The 23,221-nt window shown below is 56.7% G+C and carries 27 protein-coding genes; 21 read left to right on the forward strand and 6 right to left on the reverse strand.

Going from position 1 to position 23,221, the window contains the following annotated elements:
• The first annotated feature begins 13 nt into the window (after nucleotides 1–13).
• The 21 genes from B9A14_RS08595 (at nucleotide 14) to B9A14_RS08695 (ending at nucleotide 17,023) form a co-directional block, all read left to right on the forward strand.
• Nucleotides 14–1,378 (forward strand): DUF3854 domain-containing protein, encoded by a 1,365-nt coding sequence (locus B9A14_RS08595; RefSeq protein ID WP_172839110.1) that lies wholly within the window; start codon nucleotides 14–16, stop codon nucleotides 1,376–1,378.
• A complete protein-coding gene (locus B9A14_RS08600) occupies nucleotides 1,362–1,721 on the forward strand; it encodes a hypothetical protein (protein ID WP_084665306.1) in 360 nt (119 codons plus the stop codon). The genes B9A14_RS08595 and B9A14_RS08600 overlap by 17 nt, the downstream gene beginning before the upstream one ends.
• A 58-nt stretch (nucleotides 1,722–1,779) precedes the next feature.
• The gene (gene dnaN, locus B9A14_RS08605; RefSeq protein WP_084665307.1) at nucleotides 1,780–2,928 is read left to right on the forward strand and encodes a DNA polymerase III subunit beta; all 1,149 of its coding nucleotides are present in this window, start codon (nucleotides 1,780–1,782) and stop codon (nucleotides 2,926–2,928) included.
• Nucleotides 2,919–3,482, forward strand: coding sequence for a 5' nucleotidase, NT5C type (locus B9A14_RS08610; protein WP_084665308.1), 564 nt, complete (start codon nucleotides 2,919–2,921; stop codon nucleotides 3,480–3,482). Before dnaN ends, B9A14_RS08610 begins: the two co-directional genes overlap by 10 nt.
• A complete protein-coding gene (locus B9A14_RS08615) occupies nucleotides 3,415–4,458 on the forward strand; it encodes a PD-(D/E)XK nuclease family protein (RefSeq protein WP_231968013.1) in 1,044 nt (347 codons plus the stop codon). The genes B9A14_RS08610 and B9A14_RS08615 overlap by 68 nt, the downstream gene beginning before the upstream one ends.
• Nucleotides 4,459–4,466: 8 nt before the next feature.
• Nucleotides 4,467–4,721: a hypothetical protein gene (locus B9A14_RS17145; RefSeq protein WP_157109884.1), complete on the forward strand. Its 255-nt coding sequence runs from the start codon at nucleotides 4,467–4,469 to the stop codon at nucleotides 4,719–4,721.
• 251 nt (nucleotides 4,722–4,972) lie between these two features.
• Nucleotides 4,973–5,287, forward strand: coding sequence for a hypothetical protein (locus B9A14_RS08625; RefSeq protein WP_084665311.1), 315 nt, complete (start codon nucleotides 4,973–4,975; stop codon nucleotides 5,285–5,287).
• A 118-nt stretch (nucleotides 5,288–5,405) separates the two neighbouring features.
• Nucleotides 5,406–5,714 (forward strand): hypothetical protein, encoded by a 309-nt coding sequence (locus B9A14_RS08630; protein ID WP_172839112.1) that lies wholly within the window; start codon nucleotides 5,406–5,408, stop codon nucleotides 5,712–5,714.
• A 220-nt stretch (nucleotides 5,715–5,934) separates the two neighbouring features.
• Nucleotides 5,935–6,885, forward strand: coding sequence for an AAA family ATPase (locus B9A14_RS08635; protein WP_084665313.1), 951 nt, complete (start codon nucleotides 5,935–5,937; stop codon nucleotides 6,883–6,885).
• Nucleotides 6,878–8,389: a VWA domain-containing protein gene (locus tag B9A14_RS08640; RefSeq protein ID WP_172839113.1), complete on the forward strand. Its 1,512-nt coding sequence runs from the start codon at nucleotides 6,878–6,880 to the stop codon at nucleotides 8,387–8,389. The genes B9A14_RS08635 and B9A14_RS08640 overlap by 8 nt, the downstream gene beginning before the upstream one ends.
• The gene (locus B9A14_RS08645; RefSeq protein WP_084665315.1) at nucleotides 8,383–10,101 is read left to right on the forward strand and encodes an RQC domain-containing protein; all 1,719 of its coding nucleotides are present in this window, start codon (nucleotides 8,383–8,385) and stop codon (nucleotides 10,099–10,101) included. The genes B9A14_RS08640 and B9A14_RS08645 overlap by 7 nt, the downstream gene beginning before the upstream one ends.
• Nucleotides 10,013–11,878, forward strand: a complete 1,866-nt coding sequence (locus tag B9A14_RS08650; RefSeq protein ID WP_172839114.1) for a type IV secretory system conjugative DNA transfer family protein — start codon at nucleotides 10,013–10,015, stop codon at nucleotides 11,876–11,878. The genes B9A14_RS08645 and B9A14_RS08650 overlap by 89 nt, the downstream gene beginning before the upstream one ends.
• A gap of 188 nt (nucleotides 11,879–12,066) precedes the next feature.
• Nucleotides 12,067–12,252, forward strand: a complete 186-nt coding sequence (locus B9A14_RS08655) for an aspartyl-phosphate phosphatase Spo0E family protein (RefSeq protein WP_084665317.1) — start codon at nucleotides 12,067–12,069, stop codon at nucleotides 12,250–12,252.
• Nucleotides 12,253–12,287: 35 nt separating this feature from the next.
• Nucleotides 12,288–12,644 carry a hypothetical protein gene (locus B9A14_RS08660; RefSeq protein ID WP_084665318.1) on the forward strand — a complete coding sequence of 119 codons (357 nt, stop codon included), beginning with the start codon at nucleotides 12,288–12,290 and terminating at the stop codon, nucleotides 12,642–12,644.
• Between the two features lie 93 nt (nucleotides 12,645–12,737).
• Complete coding sequence (locus B9A14_RS08665; protein WP_084665319.1) at nucleotides 12,738–14,735, forward strand: stalk domain-containing protein; 1,998 nt, start codon at nucleotides 12,738–12,740, stop codon at nucleotides 14,733–14,735.
• 27 nt (nucleotides 14,736–14,762) lie between these two features.
• On the forward strand, nucleotides 14,763–15,305 hold the full coding sequence (locus B9A14_RS08670) for a nucleoside-triphosphatase (RefSeq protein WP_084665320.1): 543 nt from the start codon (nucleotides 14,763–14,765) through the stop codon (nucleotides 15,303–15,305).
• A 131-nt stretch (nucleotides 15,306–15,436) separates the two neighbouring features.
• Nucleotides 15,437–15,736 carry an LA_3696 family protein gene (locus B9A14_RS08675; RefSeq protein ID WP_422938473.1) on the forward strand — a complete coding sequence of 100 codons (300 nt, stop codon included), beginning with the start codon at nucleotides 15,437–15,439 and terminating at the stop codon, nucleotides 15,734–15,736.
• Between the two features lie 137 nt (nucleotides 15,737–15,873).
• Nucleotides 15,874–16,146, forward strand: a complete 273-nt coding sequence (locus B9A14_RS08680; RefSeq protein WP_084665322.1) for a UPF0175 family protein — start codon at nucleotides 15,874–15,876, stop codon at nucleotides 16,144–16,146.
• Nucleotides 16,136–16,384 carry a PIN domain-containing protein gene (locus B9A14_RS08685; protein ID WP_487251164.1) on the forward strand — a complete coding sequence of 83 codons (249 nt, stop codon included), beginning with the start codon at nucleotides 16,136–16,138 and terminating at the stop codon, nucleotides 16,382–16,384. The genes B9A14_RS08680 and B9A14_RS08685 overlap by 11 nt, the downstream gene beginning before the upstream one ends.
• Before the next feature lie 97 nt (nucleotides 16,385–16,481).
• On the forward strand, nucleotides 16,482–16,700 hold the full coding sequence (locus B9A14_RS08690; RefSeq protein ID WP_172839115.1) for a hypothetical protein: 219 nt from the start codon (nucleotides 16,482–16,484) through the stop codon (nucleotides 16,698–16,700).
• Nucleotides 16,694–17,023 (forward strand): type II toxin-antitoxin system VapC family toxin, encoded by a 330-nt coding sequence (locus tag B9A14_RS08695; protein WP_084665325.1) that lies wholly within the window; start codon nucleotides 16,694–16,696, stop codon nucleotides 17,021–17,023. The genes B9A14_RS08690 and B9A14_RS08695 overlap by 7 nt, the downstream gene beginning before the upstream one ends.
• 186 nt (nucleotides 17,024–17,209) lie before the next feature.
• Here the strand turns inward: B9A14_RS08695 and B9A14_RS08700 are convergent, their stop codons facing one another.
• The 6 genes from B9A14_RS08700 to arsB form a co-directional block, all read right to left on the reverse strand.
• Complete coding sequence (locus B9A14_RS08700) at nucleotides 17,210–17,398, reverse strand: ferredoxin (RefSeq protein ID WP_084665326.1); 189 nt, start codon at nucleotides 17,396–17,398, stop codon at nucleotides 17,210–17,212.
• Nucleotides 17,399–17,645: 247 nt separating this feature from the next.
• Nucleotides 17,646–17,993, reverse strand: coding sequence for a hypothetical protein (locus tag B9A14_RS08705; protein ID WP_084665327.1), 348 nt, complete (start codon nucleotides 17,991–17,993; stop codon nucleotides 17,646–17,648).
• A 96-nt stretch (nucleotides 17,994–18,089) separates the two neighbouring features.
• Entirely contained in the window at nucleotides 18,090–18,728 is a 639-nt protein-coding gene (locus B9A14_RS17735; protein WP_231967664.1) for a thermonuclease family protein, read from the reverse strand.
• Between the two features lie 480 nt (nucleotides 18,729–19,208).
• Nucleotides 19,209–20,582, reverse strand: a complete 1,374-nt coding sequence (locus tag B9A14_RS08715; protein ID WP_084665329.1) for a radical SAM protein — start codon at nucleotides 20,580–20,582, stop codon at nucleotides 19,209–19,211.
• A 17-nt stretch (nucleotides 20,583–20,599) separates the two neighbouring features.
• On the reverse strand, nucleotides 20,600–22,000 hold the full coding sequence (locus B9A14_RS08720; protein ID WP_084665330.1) for a B12-binding domain-containing radical SAM protein: 1,401 nt from the start codon (nucleotides 21,998–22,000) through the stop codon (nucleotides 20,600–20,602).
• Nucleotides 22,001–22,068: 68 nt separating this feature from the next.
• Entirely contained in the window at nucleotides 22,069–23,151 is a 1,083-nt protein-coding gene (gene arsB, locus B9A14_RS08725) for an ACR3 family arsenite efflux transporter (protein ID WP_084665331.1), read from the reverse strand.
• Nucleotides 23,152–23,221 lie beyond the last annotated feature (70 nt).

Here is a 23,221-nt window from a genome sequence, read left to right on the forward strand (position 1 = left end):
CGGGAGTACCCTTATGGAAGAGGGGGTGAAGGTGTTGGATGCCGATGTTCTGATGGGGCTGGACCTCAGGCCTGCGGGGAGAGACGAGAGGCGCGGCAACTGCCCGGCCTGCGGCGACACCAAGGGGCACCTGTACCTGAACCTCAGGAAGGGTGTCTACTACTGCCACAGGTGCGGTTTCTCGGGCAAGATAAGGGACGGGTTTTTGGGCTGTGACTGGCAGGGGATGCCGCCCCTGCCCGAGGAAAACGTCGCCCCAGTAGAAGTGCTCGACCGCGTCTACAGGCTGCTCTTCCAGCACCTTCCCCTGTCCCGGGAGCACCGGGAGCAGCTACTGAGGAGGGGCCTGCCGGAGGAGAAGCACCGGCAGTACGCGACGCTTCCCGCGGAGGGCAGGCGTGACGCGGTTCGTGCGGTGATAGAGGTTACAGACCCTTCGGGTGTGCCGGGCTTCTGCGTTGGTGACCGGGGGTGGTACCTGAGCGGCCCGCCTGGGCTGCTCATACCGGTCAAAAACTTTGAGGGGAAGATATGGGGCGTCCAGGTGCGCGTGGACGATCCCGGAGACGGCGGCAAGTACCGGTGGCTCTCTTCGAGGAAGGGGAGGGGGCCTAAAGCGAAGGTGCGGTACCACGTGGCGGCGGCCGGGGACATGCGCCGCGTGTGGGTCACGGAGGGGCCGCTGAAGGCCGACGTCGCGGCCCACTTTTTGGGTGAGACGGTCATTGCGGTTCCCGGCGTGAACACGTGGGCGAGCACCGGGCTGGTGGACGCTTTTAGAGGTAAGGAGGTTAAGGAAGCAATCATTGCGTATGATATGGACCTTCAGGCCAACGTCCACGTGGCGAAGGCCTCCCTGGCGCTGGGAAAAGAAATTTTTCGGGCGGGCCTTAAGGTCCGTTATGCCTGGTGGAACCCGCAATACAAAGGGCTGGATGACCTGCTCAATGCAGGCGGGTCGCCGGAGGTCATAAGCGTCAGGGAGTACAAGGACCGCTTGAGGGAATTATCCATGCGGGGAGGCCAGCAGGGCATGGTCTGGACGCACGGAGTTGGCTGGGTTGCTGCAAAGCCCGTACTCCAGCGGAGGACGAACAAGAAAACGGGCCAGACGCACGACATGGCTTATGTAGTAGTCTGGGTGCTAAATAAAGACAAAGAGAAGCTGGAAGCTATAACGCTAACCGCGTGGGGAAAGATGGCCCACGAGGCGGTGGCCCTGGAGAAGGGGCAGTTTATTACCTTTGAGGGAGTATGGCACCAGATATCGGCATACGATGCCGCAGGGAACGTAATTCCTGCTGCCCAGTGCTTCTTGACGAAGATCGTAAGACTGCCAGAGGTCCCGGAGGTGGGAGGTAATGGAAACTTTAGGTGAACAGATGCTGAGGGAGCGCCTAGACCCGAGGCCAGACCTGAAAAAGGACTCGTGGCTGTGGGAAGTGCTTCTGCACTATGTTTATGGTACGGGGCTATACTGGGTGCTGCACGGCTTCCGGTGTGCCGGCACGCTGCTGGTAGTCAAAGACGACGGTAGCGTAGTGATGCGGCCGCACATCGGTCCAGATGGCTGGGAAAACCTGGAACAGTATATGGACTTCCGGGAGCAACACCTGGTACCCCGGAAGGAGGAGCTTGAGAGAGTGCTGAGGGATTTGGCCACAGCACTGGCGGAGTACAGGAAGGAAAAGTTGAGGAATACTGTGCCTAAGGAATACTAAAGCCTCCCGTATTGGGTGGCTTTTATATTTTACCAAAAATTTAGGGAGGGAATAACTAATGCAAATAGTTTGTAAGACTCGTGAGCTCAGAGAGGCAGTGGGCTTCGCCAAAAAGATGCTGCCCAAAGCTACAACCCTGCCGGTGCTGGAAGGCATTATGCTGGAAGCGCAGGGCGGGGAGTTCAGAATAATGGCGCATGATTTGGAGTGCGGCGTGATTTTAAAAGTCAGCGGTGCCAGAGTAGAAAAAGAGGGCCGGGCACTTGTCCCCGGCAAAGCTTTTTCCCTTCTGGTGGAAAAGTTTACTGCAGAGGAGACCGCGATAGACGCCTCGGACGGGAACGTAACTATACAGTGCGGGAGCAGCAGGGCCGAACTGACAGGAATGGACCCGGACCTGTACCCCGAACTTCCTTCCCAGCAGGAGTACAGAGAGGTCGTTGTTGTTTTAGAAGAGCTCCTGCCCGCCCTGCGGGAGACTTTCAGCTTTACGAACCCCTCGGGGTGGGAAGCCTACGTGCGCTCCGTGCTGTGGGAGGTAGAAGAAGAGGACGTGCTGAACCTGGTCGCCACGGATACACACCGGTTGGTCGTGAGGAGGGTGCCGGGAGTGAAAACGGGAGGGACGCGCGGAGCCTGGCTGCTTCCCGTAGCTGGTCTGGCGAGGATGGCGGGCGTGCTCAGCGGTTCTACCGGGCATGCGGCCGTAAGGTTTTCCGAGAACTTTGCCCGGATTATCACCGCTGGTGGGGCGTTCTACATGAGGCTGCTGTCAGGCTCCTACCCTCCGTACCGCCAGGTAATTCCACGAGAAGACGCCCCGGTTTCTGTAGTGGTCGATGCTGGCGTCCTGCGCTCAGCCCTGGAGCGTGCAAGAGTTCTTAAGCAGGGCAGCAAGGACGACCCGGTGGTGATGATCGCGCCGGTAGCAGGGGCTGACGTGTTGACGGTCAAGACCGTCAGGTGCGAGTACGGTGCGCTGGAGGAGGTGCTGGAAGCTGAAGTCCGGGGCGGAAGCGGGTTCCCGGTATATCTCAACAGCAAGTACCTCCTCAGCGCCCTGAGGGGTGCCAGCGACAGGGTGGTGCTTGACATTTATGCACCGCTGAAGCCGGTCGTGGTGAGGCGTGCCGGCAGTGAGGACTACCTTGCCCTGGTGCTGCCCGTGAGGGTCCCGGAAACGGAGGCTGCTGAGAAATGCGCGTAGGTGTGGACTTGTGCAATACGGTTGCGGACGTAAACGCCTGCATAAAGGCTGCCCTGGGGCTCCCGGAGGGTTATACCTTCCGGGAGTACAGCATGCGGGCAGTAGGTGTACGCGATAAGGTCGGGTGGTTCAGGAAACACCCTGAAGTATTTGTGGAGGCACTCCCACTGCCAGGAGCTGTGGAAACACTGGAAAAACTGGCGGCATGCGGGGTCGAGATATGGTATGTTACTTCAAGGCCCGTGTGGGCCAGGGAAATAACCCGAGACTGGCTAAAGAAATGGAGTTTCCCCAAAGGGGAACTCATAATGGAAGCCGACAAGGCCCGGGTGTACGAAAACCTGGGCCTTGACCTTTTCTTTGAGGACGCACCGGGAGAAATAGAGCGGCTGGAGCGGGCGGGTGCCAGGGTTGTCGCCGTGGCACAGCCGTACAACAGGGGTGCCTTCCGGTGGGATGACACAGGGAGAGGGGGAGACCTTCTTGGTGTACTCTTACACTGCGCTGGAATGCTTTCAGGCGTGCCCCAGGCGGTTTTACTACCGGTACGTTGAACGGATACCGGAGCCACCTTCTGAGGCAGTAGAGTTCGGCAGCGCGGTTCACGCAGCCGTGGCGGCTGGGCTGAGCGGCCGTGACCCCGAAGAAGCGGTGAGGCAGATGCCGCTGAAGGTTGTTATCGGGGAAAAGCTGGAAGAGGCAATAGACCTTGCGATGCGGTTCCTCAGGAGGTATTCGCCCCGCGGGGTGTACCTGGTGGAAGAGAAAGTAAAAGGGGTCATAGCCGGTGAGGAGTTCGTCGGCCGGCTGGACCTGGTGGAGACCGGTGACACCACGGGGATTATCACCATCACCGATTTTAAGACCGACTGGGACAAGTACATGCCCACCGAAAAGATGCAGCTGCCGCTGTACGCGTACCTTTTTTTGTCGATGATGAACGAGAAGCCCAGGCCGGTGCAGGCCAGGCTGTGGTTCCTGAGGCACGCGAGGGAACCCGTGGCGGAAGAAACGCTCACTCCGGAGCACATGTCCAGAGCGGTCCAATGGGCTGAAGGAATAATAAAAGAGATCAGGGACGCCCTGGAGCTTCCCGGGTGGATGGGTTTTGACCCGGTTCCGGGGTCGTGGTGCAAGACCTGCGGCTATTCCTTCAACTGCCTGGACATTGCCGAGCCGCAGGACATAGTGGAGGCGGGGGCCCTGGCCCTGAGGCTGGAACGCGCGCTGGACGTGCTGAAGACCCGGCTTAAGGAGCACGTAAGCGAGCACGGACCGCTGCAGGTGAGCGACCAGTACTGGGGGGACTATTCTTACAGCATCTGGAAGTTCCCCGACATCCAGGCGTTCATGGAGCTGCTCGCCGGAGCGGGGGAAGACCCCTGGGACTACATTGAAGTGAACGGTTCCAAGCTCAAGAAGCTGCTGAAGGGCCCGCTGGGCGAGCGGATAAGGCAGATCGGGGAGGAGAAGCCCCGGCACTATTTCACCCACCGGGAGAAGCCCCCTGGGAGCAGGGAAGAGGCATAAGCCTGGCAGTGGAGCGGACAGTGCAGGGGTTTTACGCCCTGCCTCCGGTCCCTGCTGTACGGGGACTGCGGCAGGGCGCAAGGCCTGCAGGTGCGTGGCAGGGAGGGACCTGGCGTGGCCAGCAAGACCGGAAAGAGGCGCCGCAAGAAAGACAAGAAGAAGGGTGTGGATGCCAGAACATCCCTTTTGGAGCCGGCATGGCTGCCCGACGGCAGGTACGTGTGCCCCAAATGTATGAAGCGAGAAACGCTCTGTATTATTGATTACGGCCTGGCCAAGAACCGCTCGAGGGGGATGTTCTGGTTTCTGGTGCAGTGCCAGGAATGCGACGTAAAATTTAGGGTTCAGAAGGACGTGTAGGGCAGGGAGGTCTCCAGTGCCCTGCCCGGGGCCCTTAAGCGGAAAGAAGGGCTGCGGGGAGGGCGCGAAAACCGGCGTGCTGTACGCGATACAGTCACGCCTGCAAAAACTGTCGCACCCGGAAAGTTAAAACCTGATGGGAGGAGGGGTTTTCATGGCTGTCCTTTGGGTGTCGCGGAAATTTAACGAGCCCGACCCGCTCAAAGCGACACTCGAGTCGCTGAAGCAGGCCTTTGTAGAGACCCGAGCCCGAAAGCTCGGGTTAAAAACAGAATACACCGTTGTAGGGGATTGCATCGAGCTCGCTGTGGAAGGGAACAGTGGTGCAATCTCTGCACTGCTCAAAGAGATTTATGAGGAGACAGGGATGTGTGGCTTTGTAGTAGACGTTGAAGCGCAAGAAGAGCGCAAGGAGCTGGACAAAGTGGTGAGTACGCCTATCATTTTGGCCGAAGTGGTGGATATATAGTTGTGCTGGCTGAGTATCAGGAGACAGCTGTTCTGAAGGAGGGAGGGGGCGGCCTGCAACGGCTCACTGTGATGAAATGGCTGCTTTTAAAGCCGGTATAATAGATTTTGACCTTGGATTGAGAGCTAGTTACATCATTGAAGCCCCTGATCCTGGGGTAGCGGAGAGCGCCCTGGAAAGGTGGCTTGAGGGGAAAACATGGAAGCTTTCTTTCCTGAAAAGAGTGGGCGGGGCCGGATTTTGCCCTGATCTGATAGTGGAAGAGGTGACACGGGTGTGCCCCATGTGCAGCAGCAGCTTTGTCATACGCATACCCCTGCATATCGGAGACGGCCCCCGGACTATTTGTCTGGGATGCGGTAGGAATTTCGGTGCTGTTTTCACCGGACCGGGGCAGTCGCATTGCGCCCTTGGCCGAGGTTCTTGAACGGAGCGGCACTGTTGCTGGCGGTAGCGCTTTAAGCAAGCCACATTTGTCGTTGCACGGTGTTTGACCTGTTTCCATCGCCAGTTGGTATGGTTATGGCCGAAGATGAAACGCAGGCCGCGCGGGAATGCGACGTTCCGGTGCGTGGCCTTTTAGCCCCCTAAAGATAGTTTTTGGAAGGGAGGTGCGGGAGCGGACGTATTAACGTTCGCTCCGTACAATGCGCAAGCTGAGCGCAAAAGAATGGTGGGAAGAGCTGCAGGGAATTTCGTATGTTCCCACGCAGCAAATTTGTGCGGCTTTGTCGCTGGCTCAGGTACTCGAGAAGCCGATACTGGTCGAGGGGCCGCCCGGGGCGGGCAAGACAAGCCTGGCAAAGGCCGCAGCCAGAGTGCTGGGGGCCAAGCTGGTGCGGCTCCAGTGTTATGAAGGGATAGACGCGTCTAGGGCTTTGTACGAATACAACTATGGTAAGCAGCTGCTCTACCTGAACGCCCTGCGGGACCGGGTGTCGCAGGTCCTTAACGGCACAAAGAGCTTGGCAGAAGCTGTAGACGTGCTTGACCGCGAGGCCCCTTTCTGGGGAGAGGAGTTTCTTGTGCGGCGGCCTGTTCTGGAAGCACTGGCACCGGTGGACGGCAAGCCCCGTGTGCTGCTCGTGGACGAAGTTGACCGGTCAGACAGGGAGTTCGAAGCCCTGCTGCTGGAAGCTCTGTCCGACTGGGCAGTATCGATACCCGAGTTTGGAACGATTGTTGCCCGTGAAAAACCCCTGGTGCTGCTAACGTCTAACAGGACCCGGGACCTGTCGGATGCGTTGCGCCGCAGGTGCCTCTATCTTTGGCTCGATCTTCCTGACAGAGAGAGGGAAACGAAAATTATTAGGGCACAAGTGCCGGGGGCCAGCGAGCGCTTTGCCCGGAAAGTAGCTGAATTCCTGGCGGAATACAGGAAGGCTTCCCCGAAGCACGTGCCCTCTGTAGCTGAGGCTATAGAGCTCGCCGCCGCCCTTCTGGCCACGTCGGGCGAAGAATTCGGTGCCAGTGAGATAGAAGCCGCGCTGGCGGTGTTTGCTAAGAACAAAGACGATGTGCGGCTGGGTGTCCGTGCCGCCGAGAAGCTGTTTAAGGACAGCGGCGAAAGAGAAGAAAGGGGTGCGGAGAGTGCTTAAAAACGATACCCTGTTGCGGTCGATTATAGGTTTTGGCGAGTATGCCAGGAAAAAGGGGCTTAGGGTGAGTACTGCTGAGGTAAGTGATGCTGTAGCCGGTCTGGCTGCCTTAGGGCCGATGTCTCTTACGGGGTTGCGAGAGGCTCTCCAGCTCTGCATGGTAAAGAGTGTCGGGGACTTTGAGAAGTTTAACGAGGCATTTGACGAGTATTTTCTGGGGCTCAGACCTGACGTAGTCGCCACTGTTGCCGTTATGTCCTTGGAAGGGCAAGGGAGGCGTGCGGGCGGGCGGCGGAAGGAACCGCCGCCGGGCCGCACGGAACAGAAAGCGGTTGAGGAGGATGGCGCCAGCAATAAAAGTTTTGAGGCCGTGGGTACGCCTGTCGGGGCGGTTCCGGCGTGGGCATCAGCGCTAGCGTCGGGTAAAGGTGGCTCCATTCCGGAATCGCTCAAGCTTTACCTTGCGGGCCAGGTGTTTTCGGCCGCATCTGAGCTGGTGCGTGACCCGTTAAGCGATGCAGATCGCAGGGATATTGTGGTAGCCGTAAGCAGGTTGGCTGTAGAGAAGCTGTTGTGCGAAAGTGACCTCCCGGCGGTAGAGGACGCCCTACGGGGGTTTATAAAGCTGGCCTCGGCGGTAGAAAAGGCGCGGTGTAAGTATAAGACCCGCAAGAACAGCTGGTCGGATTTTAGTGCATTGGGCCGAACTCCTTTTAATGGTTTGGCTACCGAACTGGTGGGCATCCCACCTGACCTGCTTGATGCGCGGTTGGAGCGGCTTGATAGGGCACGGCTTGCCCTGCTAACGGAGGAGATTAGCCGAGCTGCCGCCGCCCTCAAGCCGCTCATCGGCGGGCTGCCCGGGCCGGCGAACCGGAGGCGGGTACTGGATTACAGGAAGACACTGCGTGCTAGCCTGGCTACGTTTGGCGAGCCTTTCAGGCTCTGCCGTTCGGCTAGACGCCGGCGGCTGCGAAGGCTGGTGACGGTCTGCGACGTGTCCGGGTCGGTCAAAGAAGTCACCGGGCTTTTTCTGGCATTTATGTATGGCCTTCACCAGGCGTTCGGTGGGCGGGTGAGGCACTTCGTGTTCGTGTCTGAGGTCGACGAAGTGACCGGATATTTTTCTCTGCCCACCTACGGGGAGTGCTTTGACAGGGTTGTCAGTGCAGCCGCCGTAGACTACAGGGGCTACTCCAACTACGGGAAGATGCTGAAATCTCTGTGGGGGAGGTACCGGGACGCGTTCGACCACGAGACGGTAGTGCTGTTTCTTGGGGACGCGCGGACGAACAGGTACGACCCGGAGGTCGGCATTCTGGAGGAGATTTCTGCTGTGGTCAAGAGGACCTTCTTTCTCAACCCCGAAGACCCGAGAGAGTGGTATACAGGAGATTCGGCGGTTGCCGTGTACAGGGCTGCGGCTGAGTTTGTGGACATCAGCAGGTTCCGGAAGCTCCTGGAATTTATCAGCAGACTACCGGGGGTGGTGGTGGCGTGCTGACCAAGGGCGACAGCCCGGCGGTCAGGGAGGCCTTTCGGCTCGCCCTCGAAAGGGCCGGATTCGGTCCGGCAAGGCCGGAAAGCCTGAGCCGCATCCGGGTGAGCAGCCAGAAAAACATCGTGCTGGACGACAAGCTGCTGGTGGGGCGTGAACTGCTGGAACGCTGTGGCGTTGGATCCGCAGAAGGACTGCGGGAACTGCTTTCGCGCCTCGCCCCCACTGCGGCGGCATGGTTGAAGCGGGTTCTGGATGGTGCGCCGGGGCAGGTTGCAGTAATGCCGTTGACTGAGCTGGACTTTCTGGGGTACGAAGCTTCAGGAGAGGAGAGACCTCTGGGGGCGTTTGTGGAGGCATTTAAAAAGCACCACGAATGGTATTCGTCCGAGCTGCGCTGCCTGCTGGAGGCACGGTTTGCCGGCATTGTTCCTGAAAGAAGTTCCGGGGCCGTTTCCAGGGCGCTCTGCGAGGTGTCTCGGGAGGAGTATGTGGCTGTGCGTACCGTGGGGGGAGCATGGGTTTTCCGGTGTCCATGCGGTGTGTCAGCCGTTGTTTCCTCTCAGGGGCACGTCCAGGTTGACAAGCGCGGCGTAGCCCAGTTGGAACAGGACAAGGCCACTATAGTAAACCTCGCTAAGTCCGTATGGGCAGAAAAGCTCAGCAGGGATGGCATTGTAGACAGCGCACAGAGGTGTTTAGAAAGAGTTCGGGAAAGCTTAGCAGGTTACTTTTATCCGGCAGCTGTTGCGAAGAAGGTGTCTGAGCTGGAGGCGCTGGTCCGGAACCTGAGAGCGGGCAACTTAGTTGTACGGGGTGAAGTTCTTGCTGTTCCCGGGCCTCAGCCGCCTGTGCGTGTATATGAAGTGAAAGATTACCTTTGTTCGACTCTGGAAGAGATACTGAATGCGCCCAAAGTTCCCGCTGGTGAAATACAAGGGGTTCTGCGTCAGGCGTGGGAAAACTCAGGAAAGGAGTTATGGGAGGAGGTGCGTTCCAGGTGGGAAGCCCTCCCGGAGCTCTGCAAAATTATGCCTCTGGTGAAGAACGCGTACGGGGAGGCTGCGGCTTTCGCGGAGCAGTGGGAGAAAGGAAACCTTGCGCTCCAAGACGGGGCGGTCTTAATGGGCGGCAGGCGGATCGCGCCGCCTTACGGAGACAATGCTCTGGCGGAACTGAAGCAGTTGAAGCAGCGGTTTGAATTCCAGGCTTCACAGGCTGTATCACCACAGGCCTCGGATATAATAGAAGCAGCCCTCAGGTTTTTTATGCGGCACCCGAACCAGGTTGGCGCTACCACTGCAGCTGCCATACTCACGGGCAGCAGGGCGCAAAAGATAGTCAAGGAGGGCTACACTAAGCTGCCGGAATATGGCCTGTTAAAAAGCAGGTGTTCCCAGCGGAAGGTTGTGGAGGTAATTTCGTGGCTTACGCGGCAGGGGCTTCTTCAGGTTACTTATAAGGGCTACTATGGGCTTCCCGTGCTGAAGGTGTCGGGGCCGGTAGCCGAACTGCTTAAGGAAAGCGGTGCGGTACTTACCACGACATATGTGGAGGAAGATGCGGTTCCTAAGGCTGCGTCAAGGAAGGACTGGGAGGTACTGGCGGAAATGGCTGGGCAGGGTGTGTTTGCGGCCCGCGCAGCACTGGCAACTGCGGCGGCCTTGTGGCCGTCAGGAAAGGCTGCGAGGCTGTGGAAGGAAGCTTCAGCGGAGTAGCGGTGGTTGGCCCCGGGCCGTTTGTGCCCGGGGCCTTTTTAATTTTAGCCTTGGGCGAAAATTTGCGCGGTGTGTTCCTACCAGATGCCAGTTTGTGGCAACAAGGGAAACCTGCAGACTATTTGTTATCAAGGAGGGGGAAGAAGATATGTCCCGCGACGGCACCAGTAAGGAAGACGCATCCTTATACTGGCTGGCGCTCCTGTCTGTTGTGTTAGGGCTCATTTTGGTATATTCGGCCTTTTTGAAGCTGGCGGGGGCGCCGGGAGACGTGATAACTGCCGGCCAGTCGTTCCTTTTGGCGCGGCTTGAAGGCCGGCCGTGGGCGCCCTACGAAATCAGGGCTGCAGTATACTTTGGTATGCTGATGCTCGTAGTGATGGCGGTCGTTACTGCGGTGGGCCCGCGCGTGCTGGCATTTTGGAAGCAGCAGAAAAGGCAGTCGCTACTCTTGAAACGCTACGCATCCCACCAGGGCTCCGCGGAATGGGGCAGCCTGGGAGAAGTGAAAAAGTTGCTGGGTAACGACGGTGTGATAATCGGGGGGCAGAAGGGGCTGGGCGGCTGGAAAGCAGTGCGCCTTTCTGCACGGTATTCGTTCGAGCACGTAGCGGTGATCGGTCCTACAGGTTGCGGTAAGAGTACGTGCTTCTTCATACCCAACCTTCTGGAACTGGCGCCGGGCGCATCAGCTGTGGTGACGGACCCGAAAGGAGAGTTGGAAGAGGTAACGGCTCCAGTCCTGCGAAAGAGGGGCTGGGATGTGTATACGTTTGCTCCCACGGAACCGGCTATCTCGTTGGGTTACGACCCGCTGCGCTGCGCCAGGGATGAAGTCGAAATCAGCGACATTGCTGATATTATACTGAGGAACGGTTACGATCCGGAGGGACGCGGTACTGATACCCAATGGATAAACTTTAGCGCTCCGCTGTTCGAGGCAGTACTGTATGCCGCAAGGGAACTATTGGGCATCCGTGCTACGGTCAGGGAAGCCGTTACCATAGTGAGCGAGATGGACGAGGAGAAGCGTGCAGAGATTTTCAAGCAGGTGGGAGGCAGGGCTCTCAGCCGCTACTTAGCGTACCTGCAGAGCATCCAGTCTCCGGAGACCGCGGGTTCCATACGAACCATCCTCACTGCTTCGGTGCGGGTGTTCGACCGGCCGGATGTCGCTGAAGTGGCGTGTAAAAGCAGCATCCTTGACTTCACGGTTCTCAGGGAAAAGCCTTCTGTCCTTTTTGTGCGGATACCGGAGCGCAGGGCGCACCTGTTGAAGCCGCTGACGGCGACCTTTTTCTGGCAGCTGCTCGAACACATTGCGGACGCACCGGGGAGGCCTGTATACTTCTTCTTAGACGAATTCCCAAACATCGGAAAGATACCGGGCTTTGCGAACATGGCGGCCACGCTGAGGTCCCGGGGAATAAGCCTGTGCATCGGGCTTCAGGGGGTTGAGCAGCTGGCCCGGGAGTATTCCGAGCAGGAACAGAAGGACATTTTGAACAACCTTAAGACCAAGATATACTTTCCCGGGGCATCGGGGGAGACGGGCCAGTATGCGAGCACGCTTGCGGGATATGCTACCGCCAGGGACAGGTACGGCGATACTGGCCAGAGGGTGGAACTTTTCAGCGCAGCCGAACTCCGGACGATACCAGAAGGGAAGATACTGGTGATGTCCCGCAACTTCCAGCCACTGCTCCTTGACGCCCTTCACTACTCGAGGCTGGGAGCAGTGAAAACGGGGGTGAGGGCGCCTTTGCGCTTCCGGTAGGGCGGGGGCGAGAGCAGGAGGAACCCCATAGGTACCAGTCTGGTAGGCTGGTTACGAAGCGGGCCGCGTTTACCGGCACCAGCGGCTCCAGAGGCGTCCAGTTTTTCGACAAATTTCCCCTTGAGTTTTGGCTTGAGCTGCGGTTAAGCTAGAAAATGTCGAAAAAATAGCGGAAAGGAAGGGCGAGGATGAGCATTGGTAAAACCCTCGTACAGATAGAAAGGATGCGGAGGAAGCTCATGGCGGTGGACCTAGCGGACACGGAGACGCTGCTGGCCATAAGCCAGAAGTTGGACGGGCTGGTTGTGCAGTATTACCGGGAAAAGCTACTGCACGCGAAGGAGTCGGCCAGCGTTGGCCCCACAGACAGGTGAGGCCACGGTGCGGCCAGGAAAGGAGATGAGGGCTGGTGCGTGAAGTACCGCGTCCGTTAACCGAGGAAGAAAGGGAGTGGTTGCGGCAGGCCCTGTCACTGCTCTCTACGGGAGAATATCTTGGCGGCGGCCGCTGGGTGGACGCTGAGACGGGGCAGGTCCTGCCCCTAGACCCTCCCATCGACCCGGAGCCCTATTTGGCACAGATTGAGCGGCTGCAGGTGGTAGACATGTGCCGCTGTGGCGACCCGGGCTGCCACACGGTGCGCTTTCAGCACTACCGGCCGGGGAAAAGCGTTGCCCTGGTTCACACAAATACGTTGGATGGGCGCCAGCTTATAGTATTTGTGGACGAAGAGACTGAGCTGCTGACAGAACTGGAAGTCATTTAACGTATGTTGAAGAGGGGTGCCGCCGCGTATTATTCTGATTTTTGGTTGGGAATTGGATGTGGAAATTCCACCACGTGAAGGGGGGAATAGCAAGTGAAGAAATGGTGGGGGAAGGCAGGACTTTTCGGAGTTACTCAGGTAGCAGTGTTACTCTTGTTGGTGGCACTATTTGCTCCGCCAGCGTCAGCAGGTTACGACCCGTGGTCGGACTGGCAGCAGGCCAGGGAGATTGAGGCCGGCGATCCGGCTGCTGCGGAAGCCCTTTACCGGCGGGCCGCTGCTTATTTCGAAGAGCAGGGCGACCTTATTAATGCCGGGCTGGCCTGGCAGAAAATATTTTACCTTTGTGAGCGCCAGGGGAAGCTCATTGAAGCGGGAGAAGCTTACGCTAGAGAGGCCACCCTTTTTGAGCGGGCGGGCAGGCCTGACTGGGCCTGGGGGGAGACGGCCCGGGGAGAAGCGCTGCGGCCAGTGGTGCGTCTCTTCTACCAGACAGAGACAGGGAACGTTCCTCCCTTGGCCAAGTTTGAGCCGCCCAGGGGTGCCTATTTAGGGCTTTACGAAGAGCGTGGGCAGGCCAGGCACGACTACAACCGGGTGAAAGATCTCTACGGTAGGCAGCACGCCCTTTTCTTAAGCTACGCGCATATCTATGGCCCGGGTGATGTATACCTACCCTGGGATACCATACATAAGGTGCGGGAGGTCCCGGGAGCCGGGCTGGTGCTTGCGCTGGAACCGAACTGCGGGCTGGACGGGTTGCGGGAAGAAGATATACTGGATATTGCTTGGCGCCTGGGAGAGTTAAACATACCGGTGTTCCTTCGCTTTGCCTCGGAAATGAACATGGAGGGGACCAACCAGTGGCACGGCGATCCCCAGAAATATGTTTTCTGGTTCAGGAAGGTCGCTTCCATTATGCGGGAGTTTGCTCCTAATGTAGCCATGGTCTGGAATCCCTTTGATATAGTCCAGCCGGAAGGGGTCAAGGCCAGCGCCCTTTCCTATTATCCGGGAGATGCTTACGTGGACTGGGTGGGCGTGAACTTTTACAGCGACTACTATTTGAGCGGTAGGGCAGACGAGCCCGGCGCAGGGATAGACCCGCTGCAGCGTCTGGACTACTGGTACCGCGTGTTTGCCGGCCGCAAGCCCCTTATGGTGGGAGAGTTCGGGATTGCCCATACCGCCCTCAAACCCTATCAGGAGGATGTAACGCGGTGGGCGGCCAACTATATCCGTAAGTTTTATAATACCTTGCCCCTGCTTTATCCCCGCGTTAAGGCGGTTGTGTATTTTGACCTTGATGAAAGTGACCCTCTCTACACCCAGGCTAAAGTGAGCGATTACCGGCTCAGCGACAAAGAAGAAGTGCTGAAGGCCTACCGGGAAGCCATAGCCAGCCCTTATTACTTAGAGCAGGTTGGCCAGAGCAGCACGGCTTCTTCTTACCGTGAGCTCAATGAAGGGGAGAAGCTGAACGGTGAAGTTATCCTTGGCGCTTATGCCAAGATTTACGACCCCTTTATCAGCAGCGTTGAATACTATCTTGACGGCAGGCTTATAGCCCGGACCAGCACCCCTCCCTACCTGGCCAGGTTTGATTTTAGCCGGGCCTATGGGCCAGTGTCTCTTGAAGTTAAGGTTTTTGACAGCCAGGGGAGGGAAGCCTTCAGCCGGGCCTACCTGGTAGAAGGTGGGGGTATCCCGGCGGCAGTTTTCACTTTGGGCGAGAAACAGTACATTTCGCGGGGTGAAACAAAAGAGATGGACGTGGCTCCCTTTACGCAGGAAGGCCGCACCTTTGTGCCCTTACGGTTTTTGGCGCAAGCGCTGGGAGTGCCTGGCGAAGGTATTTTTTGGGATGAGAAAGAGCGTCTCGTAAAGATTTCTTCCCAAGGCCACACCATAGTGCTACAGGTGGGCAGGAAGGAAATAGAAGTTGACGGGCGGGTAGAACCCATGGACGTGGCGCCCGTGGAGAGGCAGGGGCGCGTTTTCCTGCCGGCCCGTTATGTGGCGGAGGCTTTGGGATATGATGTAGGCTGGGTGGAGAAGAGGCAGCAGGTCGTAGTCAAGCTTACACAGTAACGACTCAAGGGGGTGGGCCTCTACGAGATGAGCGCCAAGAAAAATACCCTTCTCACCGGCCCGCCGGGTTGTGGCAAAACAACGGTCGTGCGGCGCCTGCTCGAGCTGCTGCCAGCAGGGGTCACGGCCGGGTTTTACACAGAGGAGATCAGGGAAGGCGGAAAGCGTACCGGGTTTGCGGCCCAGATCCTGGGAGGCCCAAGGATCATCCTTGCCCGCGCGTCTGGCACTGGCCGCTACCGTGTTGGCCGCTACACCGTGGAGGTTGCGGCTTTCGAAGAGATGGTCCTGCGGCCGCTCGCGGCGGCCCTGAAGGACCCGTCCAAGCGCTTCCTGGTAATCGACGAGATAGGCAAGATGGAGCTCCTCGCTCCTTCCTTTGCGGAGTTGGTCTTGGCCTGCCTGGACGGTCCACGGCCCCTCGTGGCTACGGTAATGCTCGCGCCGCACCCGTTTGTCGACCGGATCAAGGCCAGGCCGGATGTGGAGGTGATTGCGGTCGGCGTGGACAACCGTGACCAGTTGCCGATAGAACTGGCCGGCAAGCTGGTGGGGTTTGCGAGGTGTTGAATGGATTTGTCCGAATTTGGCCGGATAGCCAGCTAGCTGCCCCGGACGGTCCGGGTCCTCTCACTCAGGAGCCTTTTTATGACCGGCCTGATTCCAGGGCGTAGAATGGAGAGTGGAAGGGCGTGAGCGAAATGGGGATAATCGGCCACGTTCCGGGGGCTCTGCGCGAGAAGCTGGGCGAGGAGGCGACCCAAGAGCTCGTCGCCTTCCTGGACCAGACGGTGAAGGGGCTGCGGAAAAATATCAGTGAAACGAGCGCGGAGAGGATTGAGTGGCGGATAGCCGAGATCAAAGCGGAAATAGCCGAAGCCAAGACACAGATAATCAAACAGGTCGCCGCGGCGCAATCATGCCTGATGAGGGAGGTGTTGGCGCTCCTCGCTGGGGAGGCCGCCGTGGTGTACCCGCTCCTGAAAGCCTTGGCGAAGTGAACGCATTTCTCCCTGCGGCCCCACCTTCGGGCCGATTTTGATTTTTTCCGTAGGAAGTAAAAAAGCATGGTAAAAGCGGGTACCAGAGGTTATACTGGTTTTGAGGCCAAACAGAGGCGCACTGTGAGGTGGTCTGAGTGACAGAGGTGGTCCTGCGCATACCGGACGAAATACGGGAGGCCCTGGGGCCCCGCCGCGATCCGGCCAGGGAAATAATGAAGAGGCTCGCGGTCTCCCTCTACGCCGAGAGGAAGATATCCCTGGGCAAAGCGGTGGAGCTTTCGGGCACCAGTTATTCTTCCTTCCTGGAAGCCCTTGCCGACTTTGGGGTGGAGCTGGACTACGACGAGGAGGACCTGGTGAGCGACTTAGAAACCCTGGAGGGGTTGAGGTCCGTTGGTGGTGAGTGACGCTCCCGTTCTCATCGGCCTCAGCCGGATAGGATTCTTGTGGCTACTGAAAAGGCTGTGGGGTACGGTGGCGATACCGGAAGCCGTTTACCAGGAAGTGATGACGGGCTCCCCGGGGAGCGAGGAAGTGGTCAGGGCGGTCGAAGCGGGCTGGTTCCGGGTCGCAAAGATCCGGAAGGCAGCGTTAGAATTAATTCGGCTCATCGAAAGGGCCGGGAGTGAGCAAGAAGCGGCGTGATAGAGGCGCGAAGGCTAGGTCCGGCCCTTAAATATTGATCCAAAATGCTGGAAAAGATCAATGCTTTCAGGATATAATAGTGGCGGGAGGGATAGTGGTGGCTACGGTTGAGAGAATCCTTCACGAGATCAGGCGTCTCAGCAAGGAGGAGAAGGAAATACTGCTGAATGCTTTAGAGCGCGAAAGGGCGGAAGACGAAGCTGTCGAGAAATTCGAAAAGGCTGCTGGTTCCTGGGCTGACTTTGACGCCGATAGCTTTGTGGCTGAAGTCTATGCGCGGCGGCACGGAGAGGGAAGGGCGGTACCCGGGTGGTAGTCCATGCAAAATACCTAGTGGACACCGACTGGGCAGTATACTATCTCCGCGGCAGAGAACCTTATGTAACCAGGTTGAAGGTCTACCGTGAAGAACGGCTGAGCGTCAGCGTAGTTTCCCTGGCCGAGCTCTATGAAGGCGTGTTCCGGGCACCAGACCAGCAGGACAAAGAGAAAACGCTGAACGACTTTCTGGCGGGGTTGGTTGTGGTTGACGTAACCCGAGACGTAGCCCGCACCTTCGGGCGGCTCCGGGCAGAACTGCGAAGTAAGGGAATAACAGTAGCCGACATGGACCTTTTGATCGGGAGTACAGCAGTTTAATATGGGCTGGTCATCCTGACGGACAACCGCCAGCATTATGAGAAAATACCAGGGATCCGGCTGGTCGAAGTAGTGGGGGAATAAAAGTCTTTTAGGTCAGTAAAGACAATATCGGGGTTGGTCCCTTTAGCCGCAAAGTTGAGCGATAAGGCACGGGAAAGGGGCCGACCTTTTTGTTTGGTCGGTCTATACTTCCCTTATCGCTCCGCTCGGGCACGTATCAACGGCTTCCCTGACGCAATCCTCCAAGTCCTCGGGCACCTCATCTACAATCACACGAGAGGAGCCCTCATCGTCCCAGTCAAAAACTTCGGGGCACAGGTCTATGCAGGCCCCGCAGCCGGTGCAGAGGTCCTGGTCTACGTAGACTCTCACGGAAAAGTCCCTCCTCTAAGGGTCAAGCTCAGTAAGGATCGCCAATGGTAGCAGCCTATTGGCATGCTTAAGACATGGTAAGTTATAGCCTCATGAGATATTATACCGTCTGGAGAATGCGTTATAAATGCAAACTGCTGCAAACCCGCCCAATATGGTGCCAAAGAACTGGGAGGCAAGGAAACTCTGGGCACGCCGGGCGGTCAGGACGGCAGCATATTTGAGCAGTATCATAAGGAGTACGCATTTACACGCTGAGGCCACGGGGATACTGAGCCAAATATTCTGGTCCGTAAGCAGGCCGAAAGTCGCTACCAGGACTGTGTTGGCCGGTATCATAAGAGGCATTACGGCCCGGGCATCTAGCGATAAGGCTCCTTTTAGGAGTAGAAAGGGCTCCCTTTAGGAGTAGAAACCCGGGCCCCAGCGTCCCTGCAACAAGCCCGCCTGCGATACCCATGACCAAGGTGGCAAGAAGAAGTATAGTACTAAGCAGTGTGCTAGTGGCGAGTGGCGGTAACCCTAGCATAGGGACTTCAACACACGTTATCGCAAATAAGATAGTTAGCCCCAAAGCCTTAACAGTTCTACGCATATTTCTCAACCCTTCTGGCAGGTTCCCTTTTTATGGCAGAAATTAACCCTTTACGTACTAATATCCAAATACCTTACCAACCTGCTCAATACACATTCACGGCCCGCACACCTTGCACGGCCTGTACCTGGCGTTCAGGGCCTCCTCCCTGCTACCGAACTCCACCCGGTTGTGCGGCGCTATCTTCTGCGCCCAATCGCAGGTGGGAAGGTGGAAGATTTTCGACCTGGCATTGCCTATGTAGTGGCTGCCGCTGCCCTGCTTCCCGGCCCCGCCGCCCGGCGTCGGGACGGGTGCCGCTCCCCACAGCCCCTTGCCCTGCTCCCTGGCCTCCCGCTGGAACTTGACGAACATATCGGCGTACTTCACGTTGGGGGAGACGGTCATGACCTGGGCGTAGCCGTCCAGGAGGAGCCGGGCGTTGAACATCTTGGTCCGCACCTCTTCCTCGGAACCGGAGGAGGGCTGTTCCAGCCACACGTAGGCCAGCAGGCGGCCGTAGTTGTCCCTCTCCTGGACGTCGAGTTCAAGCCAGACCTTCTTCCCCGTGAGCTGCCTTTCGGTGTAGGCCTTCGCCTCCCTGCCATAGGGCTCCTCCTTTATGCCCAGGTCGGGGTGGCTTATCTCCGGGCAGTTGACGCCGAACATCCGCACCCGCTCGTCGCGGCCGTTGAGGTTCACGTGGACGGTGTCGCCGTCGGAGACGGAGGTGACGGTGGCTTGAACTGTGCGCACGGCGGCCGGGGCCGATGTGGGTAGCGCTTGCTGCGTCTGGGTGGGGGCTTGGGCGGCAGGTTGCTCTTGGAGCGCCTGCGCCTTGTCGGGGGCGGCTTGGGGCAGTACTCCCGACGCACAGCCTGAGAGCGCCCCCAGCGCGAGGACCATCAGGGCGACGGCAAGGTGGGTGAACCTTAACGGGGTCAGTCGGCTACGCAGGTTTACTCACTCCCCCGTGCTACCAGATAGGCCCGCAATAAGACTCGGAATGGCGGACCCGAGTTTGGAGCTCGAGATGTAACGAACCAATAATGGGTAACTCTTTCTAGGATACTCTTTGGATCGTCGAGCCAGTATAACCTATACCCTCCACGTAGCCGGAGCAGGCTATCAGGGTAGCCAAGAAACGGTAGATCGCTACGTGCACCTCTGGTGCCACTCTCAGCCCCCAATATTTTTACTTGTGAATTTCGGTCTGAACAGTCGGGCGCAAGGTAACTAGTTTGGGGCTTTGGTAGAGGTGCGGTGTACCCAGACCTTGTCAGAGACGCGTTTCCACTCAGAAGAGCGCTGGTCCAGAAAGCTCCCAATTTCTCCTCCCAGCACTGTATCGGCACCCGGGTGTGTCGGGCGTGCCCCGGTCTCCCTGACAATGTCGCGGAGGGCTTCCGGCACATCGATTACCGGGCAAGGGCGGAGGTAGTTCTCGGAGAAAGGTTGCCTCTTCTGGTAGGCCATGAACAACGGAGAACTTAAAACTTCCTTAAGGGACTTTTCTCTGATGTTGTCCACCGCGAAATGCACGAAGGCACACGGTTCTACATCCCCGCGAGCATTAATGTGGAAGTAGCTCTTGCCTCCGGCTATGCACCCGCAGGTGAGTTCCCCGTCGTTCCAGAAGTCGATAATCTGAATGGGCTTGTGGGTACGTAGGTACCTGAAGCGCTTATAGAGCCAAGCGCGCTGTTCCGGAGTGATCATCAAGCTCACGTCAGGGTCGCGGCCAATGGGGATGTAGTGGAAAGACCACAGGTACTTAACTCCTTTGGTGATGAGAAACTCGATAAAGGCTTCGCTTGCTACCTCTTCGATGTTGTCCTTGGTCACCGTTACTGAAGCACCGAATAGGACCCCGCGCTCTTGCAGGCGATCCATAGCGGCACATATCTTTCCAAAGACGCCCTTTCCGCGCCGGGCATCGGTAAGTTCTTCGAATCCCTCAAGGCTGATGGCTGGAGAGATATTTCCAAGTTCCTGCAGGCGTTCGGCAACTTCGTCCGTGATCCGCGTCCCGTTGGTGTACATCATAAAGGCAACGTCATTGTGCTTTTCAGCAAGTTCGAAGAGGTGGGGGTAAAGGAGGGGTTCACCCCCCGAAAGGACGAAGGTGTAAATCCCGAGCTCTTTAGCTTCGCGAATGATCCGGTCAAAAAGTTCGGGCTCAAGCTGGTCGTGCTTGGCATATTCTCCGGCCCAGCACCCAGTGCACTTCAGGTTGCAGGCACTTGTGGGGTCGATAAGGATGGTAAAAGGAATGTGTATGCCTTCCTTTTCCTTGACCTGTTGTCGCCGCGCGGCCCCGACAAGCAGGCTGTTGACCACCACGTTGCACACCATCTTATGGCGCATTCCCCGGTCAATCTCGGAAAACATCTTGTTGAGGTACTCGTGGACAACTGCGTCGTTTTCGTAGACCTCCTTTAGTTTCCTGATTTGCTCCTTGTAGTTTGGGTCGCGCGTAAGGAGCTCGAGAACCTGAAGAAAGCGGGGAATGTTCGCTTTGGGGTCACCTTCGAGATAGTTTAAGACTTGCTCGAGAAGCTTCTCCCCCACAAACCTCTTGGCGAACTCCAAATTAAGGCGCAGAGGCATATTTTTAACCCCCTTCCTTAATTTAATGGTTTAAAATAGGCTTCAGGGTTGACCGTTAGCTTGGCTCCATACCAGAGACGTCGCCAATGACTTAAAGAAATTTTTCCAAGTAGAAGCTGTTTTAGTGCCCACCAAACCGTAAATAGGACATTAGAGGGTTTTAGATAGGCTGAACGATATAAATTGACCAGTTCCTGGTAGAACCGGGGTAGGGGGAGTTTGGTAGGCAGTACAGCGTGTAAGAGATCGTATAGCTCATAGTTGAAAGTTGTTATGTGTTCCTTTACTTTTTCGAAGAGCTCGGTACCGGGTAAAGGGGTTAACACACTAAAGTAAGGTTGGCTTATGCGTAAGCGCTTGACATATTCAGCGAGTTTTTTAAAGTCGGTTTCATTAAACTGTGGGTCTACAATAAAAGAGGCATACACCCCAATGTTAAGGGATTGCAATACCTTCAGGGCCCGTTCATTGTTTTCTACGGTGTTTCGCTTTCCTACATTTTCTAAGTCTTGATTTTCTGTTTTTTCGAATCCTATAAAAACCTGGTCTAGACCTACCTCTTTTAGCTTAGCAATTAAGTCCGCATGGGCGACGATAGTATCGCTTCGGGCCTGGATAATGAAACGCCTCCGGGGGAGCCGTTTTTGTTTAATAAGGGCTATAATACGCAGTACCCGGGGAATATCTGCCAGAAAATTATCATCGGTGAAGAGGACATCTCCAGGAGGAAGCTGGGCTAGCTCTTCTACCACTCGCTCTGGTGACATGGTTCTGAACCTTCCACGGTTAAAACGCCAAACGCTACAGAAATTACACCGGTAAGGGCAACCCCTAGAGGTCTCTACTGTAATTACCGGGCGCCGGAAACCTAAAAAATAGTGCGGACGATAGGGGGCTGTGAGATCACGGCGGGGGAAGGGTACTTGGTCCAAATTTGTCAACAATGGCCTGATACCGGTAAAGACCTGGCCGTCAGGATAGTTTAATACCAAGCCGCGCACCTGGGACAAATCTTGCCCGCCCTCTAGGGCAGAGATCAGTTCTGGTGTAGTGGTTTCGCCTTCTCCTATTACTAACGCATCTATTGCAGGGTGGAAGAAAGCCTCGGGAGTAAGGGAAGCATGGTGTCCCCCTACGAAAATGAAAAACTTTGGATTGATCTGGCGCAGCGCTTGGGCTAAATTTAGCACACGGTATGTATCTACGGCGAAGGAACAGCTTATCCCTATAGCCTGGGGGTTGAATTCTTTTACTGCGTTAACCGGCAATTCTCCTTCGAGCAAGTCTAAAAGTTTGACCTGGTGATGGGCACTTGTTAAGGCACCTGCTACAATTTCCAGTCCTAAGGGTTCAACGCAGATGGTGCTTTGGAATCCCAGACCTCCCTTGGGGCGAGGTTGTAGCAACAGCACGCGCATGATAGTTTCCCCTTTCCACTATTTTAAAAAGAAGGGCCCCGATGGTAGGCCCTTCTTTTTAACACACTTTATTCCCTGTTGCTCGCCGTTTTGGGCTCTCCCGTAGGGGTAAAATATTTGCGCGAAAAGGCCAGAGCCACATTGACCAGGCCGATCATTACCGGTACCTCAATTAAGGGGCCGATTACCGCGGCAAAGGCCTGGCCGGAGTTGATGCCGAAGACGGCCACGGCTACGGCTATGGCCAGCTCAAAGTTGTTGCTGGCTGCTGTAAAGGAGAGGGTAGTGGTCTGGGCATAATTTATTCCTAACCGCATGCTCAAGAAAAAGGATATCAAGAACATCACTACAAAGTAGGCGATAAGGGGTATGGCTACCCGCACGACATCCATGGGAAGGCTAACAATATAATTGCCCTTCAAGGAGAACATGACCACAATAGTGAAGAGCAAAGCTATTAGAGCCAAGGGGCTTACTTTAGGCACAAAAACTTTTTCGTACCACTCTTTGCCCTTAGCAGGTAAAAGTATCCTCCGGGTAAGAAAGCCGGCCACAAAGGGGATGCCAAGATAAATAGCTACACTGGTGGCTACTTCTCCAATGGACACCTGCACCCGCATACCCTTAAGCCCTATGAGGGTAGGCAATACGGTAATGAAGATATAAGCATATATAGAGTAAAACACGACCTGGAAGATGGAATTGAGGGCCACCAGGGCGGCCGCATATTCACTGTCGCCATTGGCTAGGCTGTTCCATACAATGACCATGGCGATGCAGCGGGCAAGGCCTATAAGAATAAGCCCTACCATATACTCAGGATAGTTCCGGAGAAAGATTATGGCCAGGATGAACATCAGAATAGGGCCGATTACCCAGTTTTGGATGAGGGAGAGGGCTAACACCTTGGAGTTCTTAAAAACTTTGCCCATCTCCTCATATTTTACTTTGGCTAAGGGAGGGTACATCATAACAATCAGGCCTATGGCTATGGGGATGGAAGTGGTTCCAATAGAAAGCTTATCCAGGGCCGTAGCCACCCCTGGCACAAAATAACCCAAGCCTACACCGAAAGCCATGGCCAGGAAAATCCATAGAGTAAGGAAGCGGTCCAGCAAGGAAAGGCGTGCTGCAGCTTGGCCGTTGGGCATAACCAGTTTTGACCTCCCTTTCTAGGTTACTATTTTGGCTGCTGGTGCTTTTCTAGATAGCACGCTGCTT

Source organism: Thermanaeromonas toyohensis ToBE (assembly GCF_900176005.1).
Lineage (GTDB): Bacteria > Bacillota > DSM-521 > Neomoorellales > Neomoorellaceae > Thermanaeromonas > Thermanaeromonas toyohensis.

Coding starts and splice junctions, on each gene's coding strand:
- B9A14_RS08595 (WP_172839110.1), top strand. CDS start 14: ATGGAAGAGGGGGTGAAGGTGTTGGATGCCGATGTTCTGATGGGGCTG.
- B9A14_RS08600 (WP_084665306.1), top strand. CDS start 1,362: ATGGAAACTTTAGGTGAACAGATGCTGAGGGAGCGCCTAGACCCGAGG.
- dnaN (WP_084665307.1), top strand. CDS start 1,780: ATGCAAATAGTTTGTAAGACTCGTGAGCTCAGAGAGGCAGTGGGCTTC.
- B9A14_RS08610 (WP_084665308.1), top strand. CDS start 2,919: ATGCGCGTAGGTGTGGACTTGTGCAATACGGTTGCGGACGTAAACGCC.
- B9A14_RS08625 (WP_084665311.1), top strand. CDS start 4,973: ATGGCTGTCCTTTGGGTGTCGCGGAAATTTAACGAGCCCGACCCGCTC.
- B9A14_RS08635 (WP_084665313.1), top strand. CDS start 5,935: ATGCGCAAGCTGAGCGCAAAAGAATGGTGGGAAGAGCTGCAGGGAATT.
- B9A14_RS08655 (WP_084665317.1), top strand. CDS start 12,067: ATGAGCATTGGTAAAACCCTCGTACAGATAGAAAGGATGCGGAGGAAG.
- B9A14_RS08670 (WP_084665320.1), top strand. CDS start 14,763: ATGAGCGCCAAGAAAAATACCCTTCTCACCGGCCCGCCGGGTTGTGGC.
- B9A14_RS08675 (WP_422938473.1), top strand. CDS start 15,437: ATGGGGATAATCGGCCACGTTCCGGGGGCTCTGCGCGAGAAGCTGGGC.
- B9A14_RS08705 (WP_084665327.1), bottom strand. CDS start 17,993: ATGCGTAGAACTGTTAAGGCTTTGGGGCTAACTATCTTATTTGCGATA.
- B9A14_RS08715 (WP_084665329.1), bottom strand. CDS start 20,582: ATGCCTCTGCGCCTTAATTTGGAGTTCGCCAAGAGGTTTGTGGGGGAG.
- B9A14_RS08720 (WP_084665330.1), bottom strand. CDS start 22,000: ATGCGCGTGCTGTTGCTACAACCTCGCCCCAAGGGAGGTCTGGGATTC.
- arsB (WP_084665331.1), bottom strand. CDS start 23,151: ATGCCCAACGGCCAAGCTGCAGCACGCCTTTCCTTGCTGGACCGCTTC.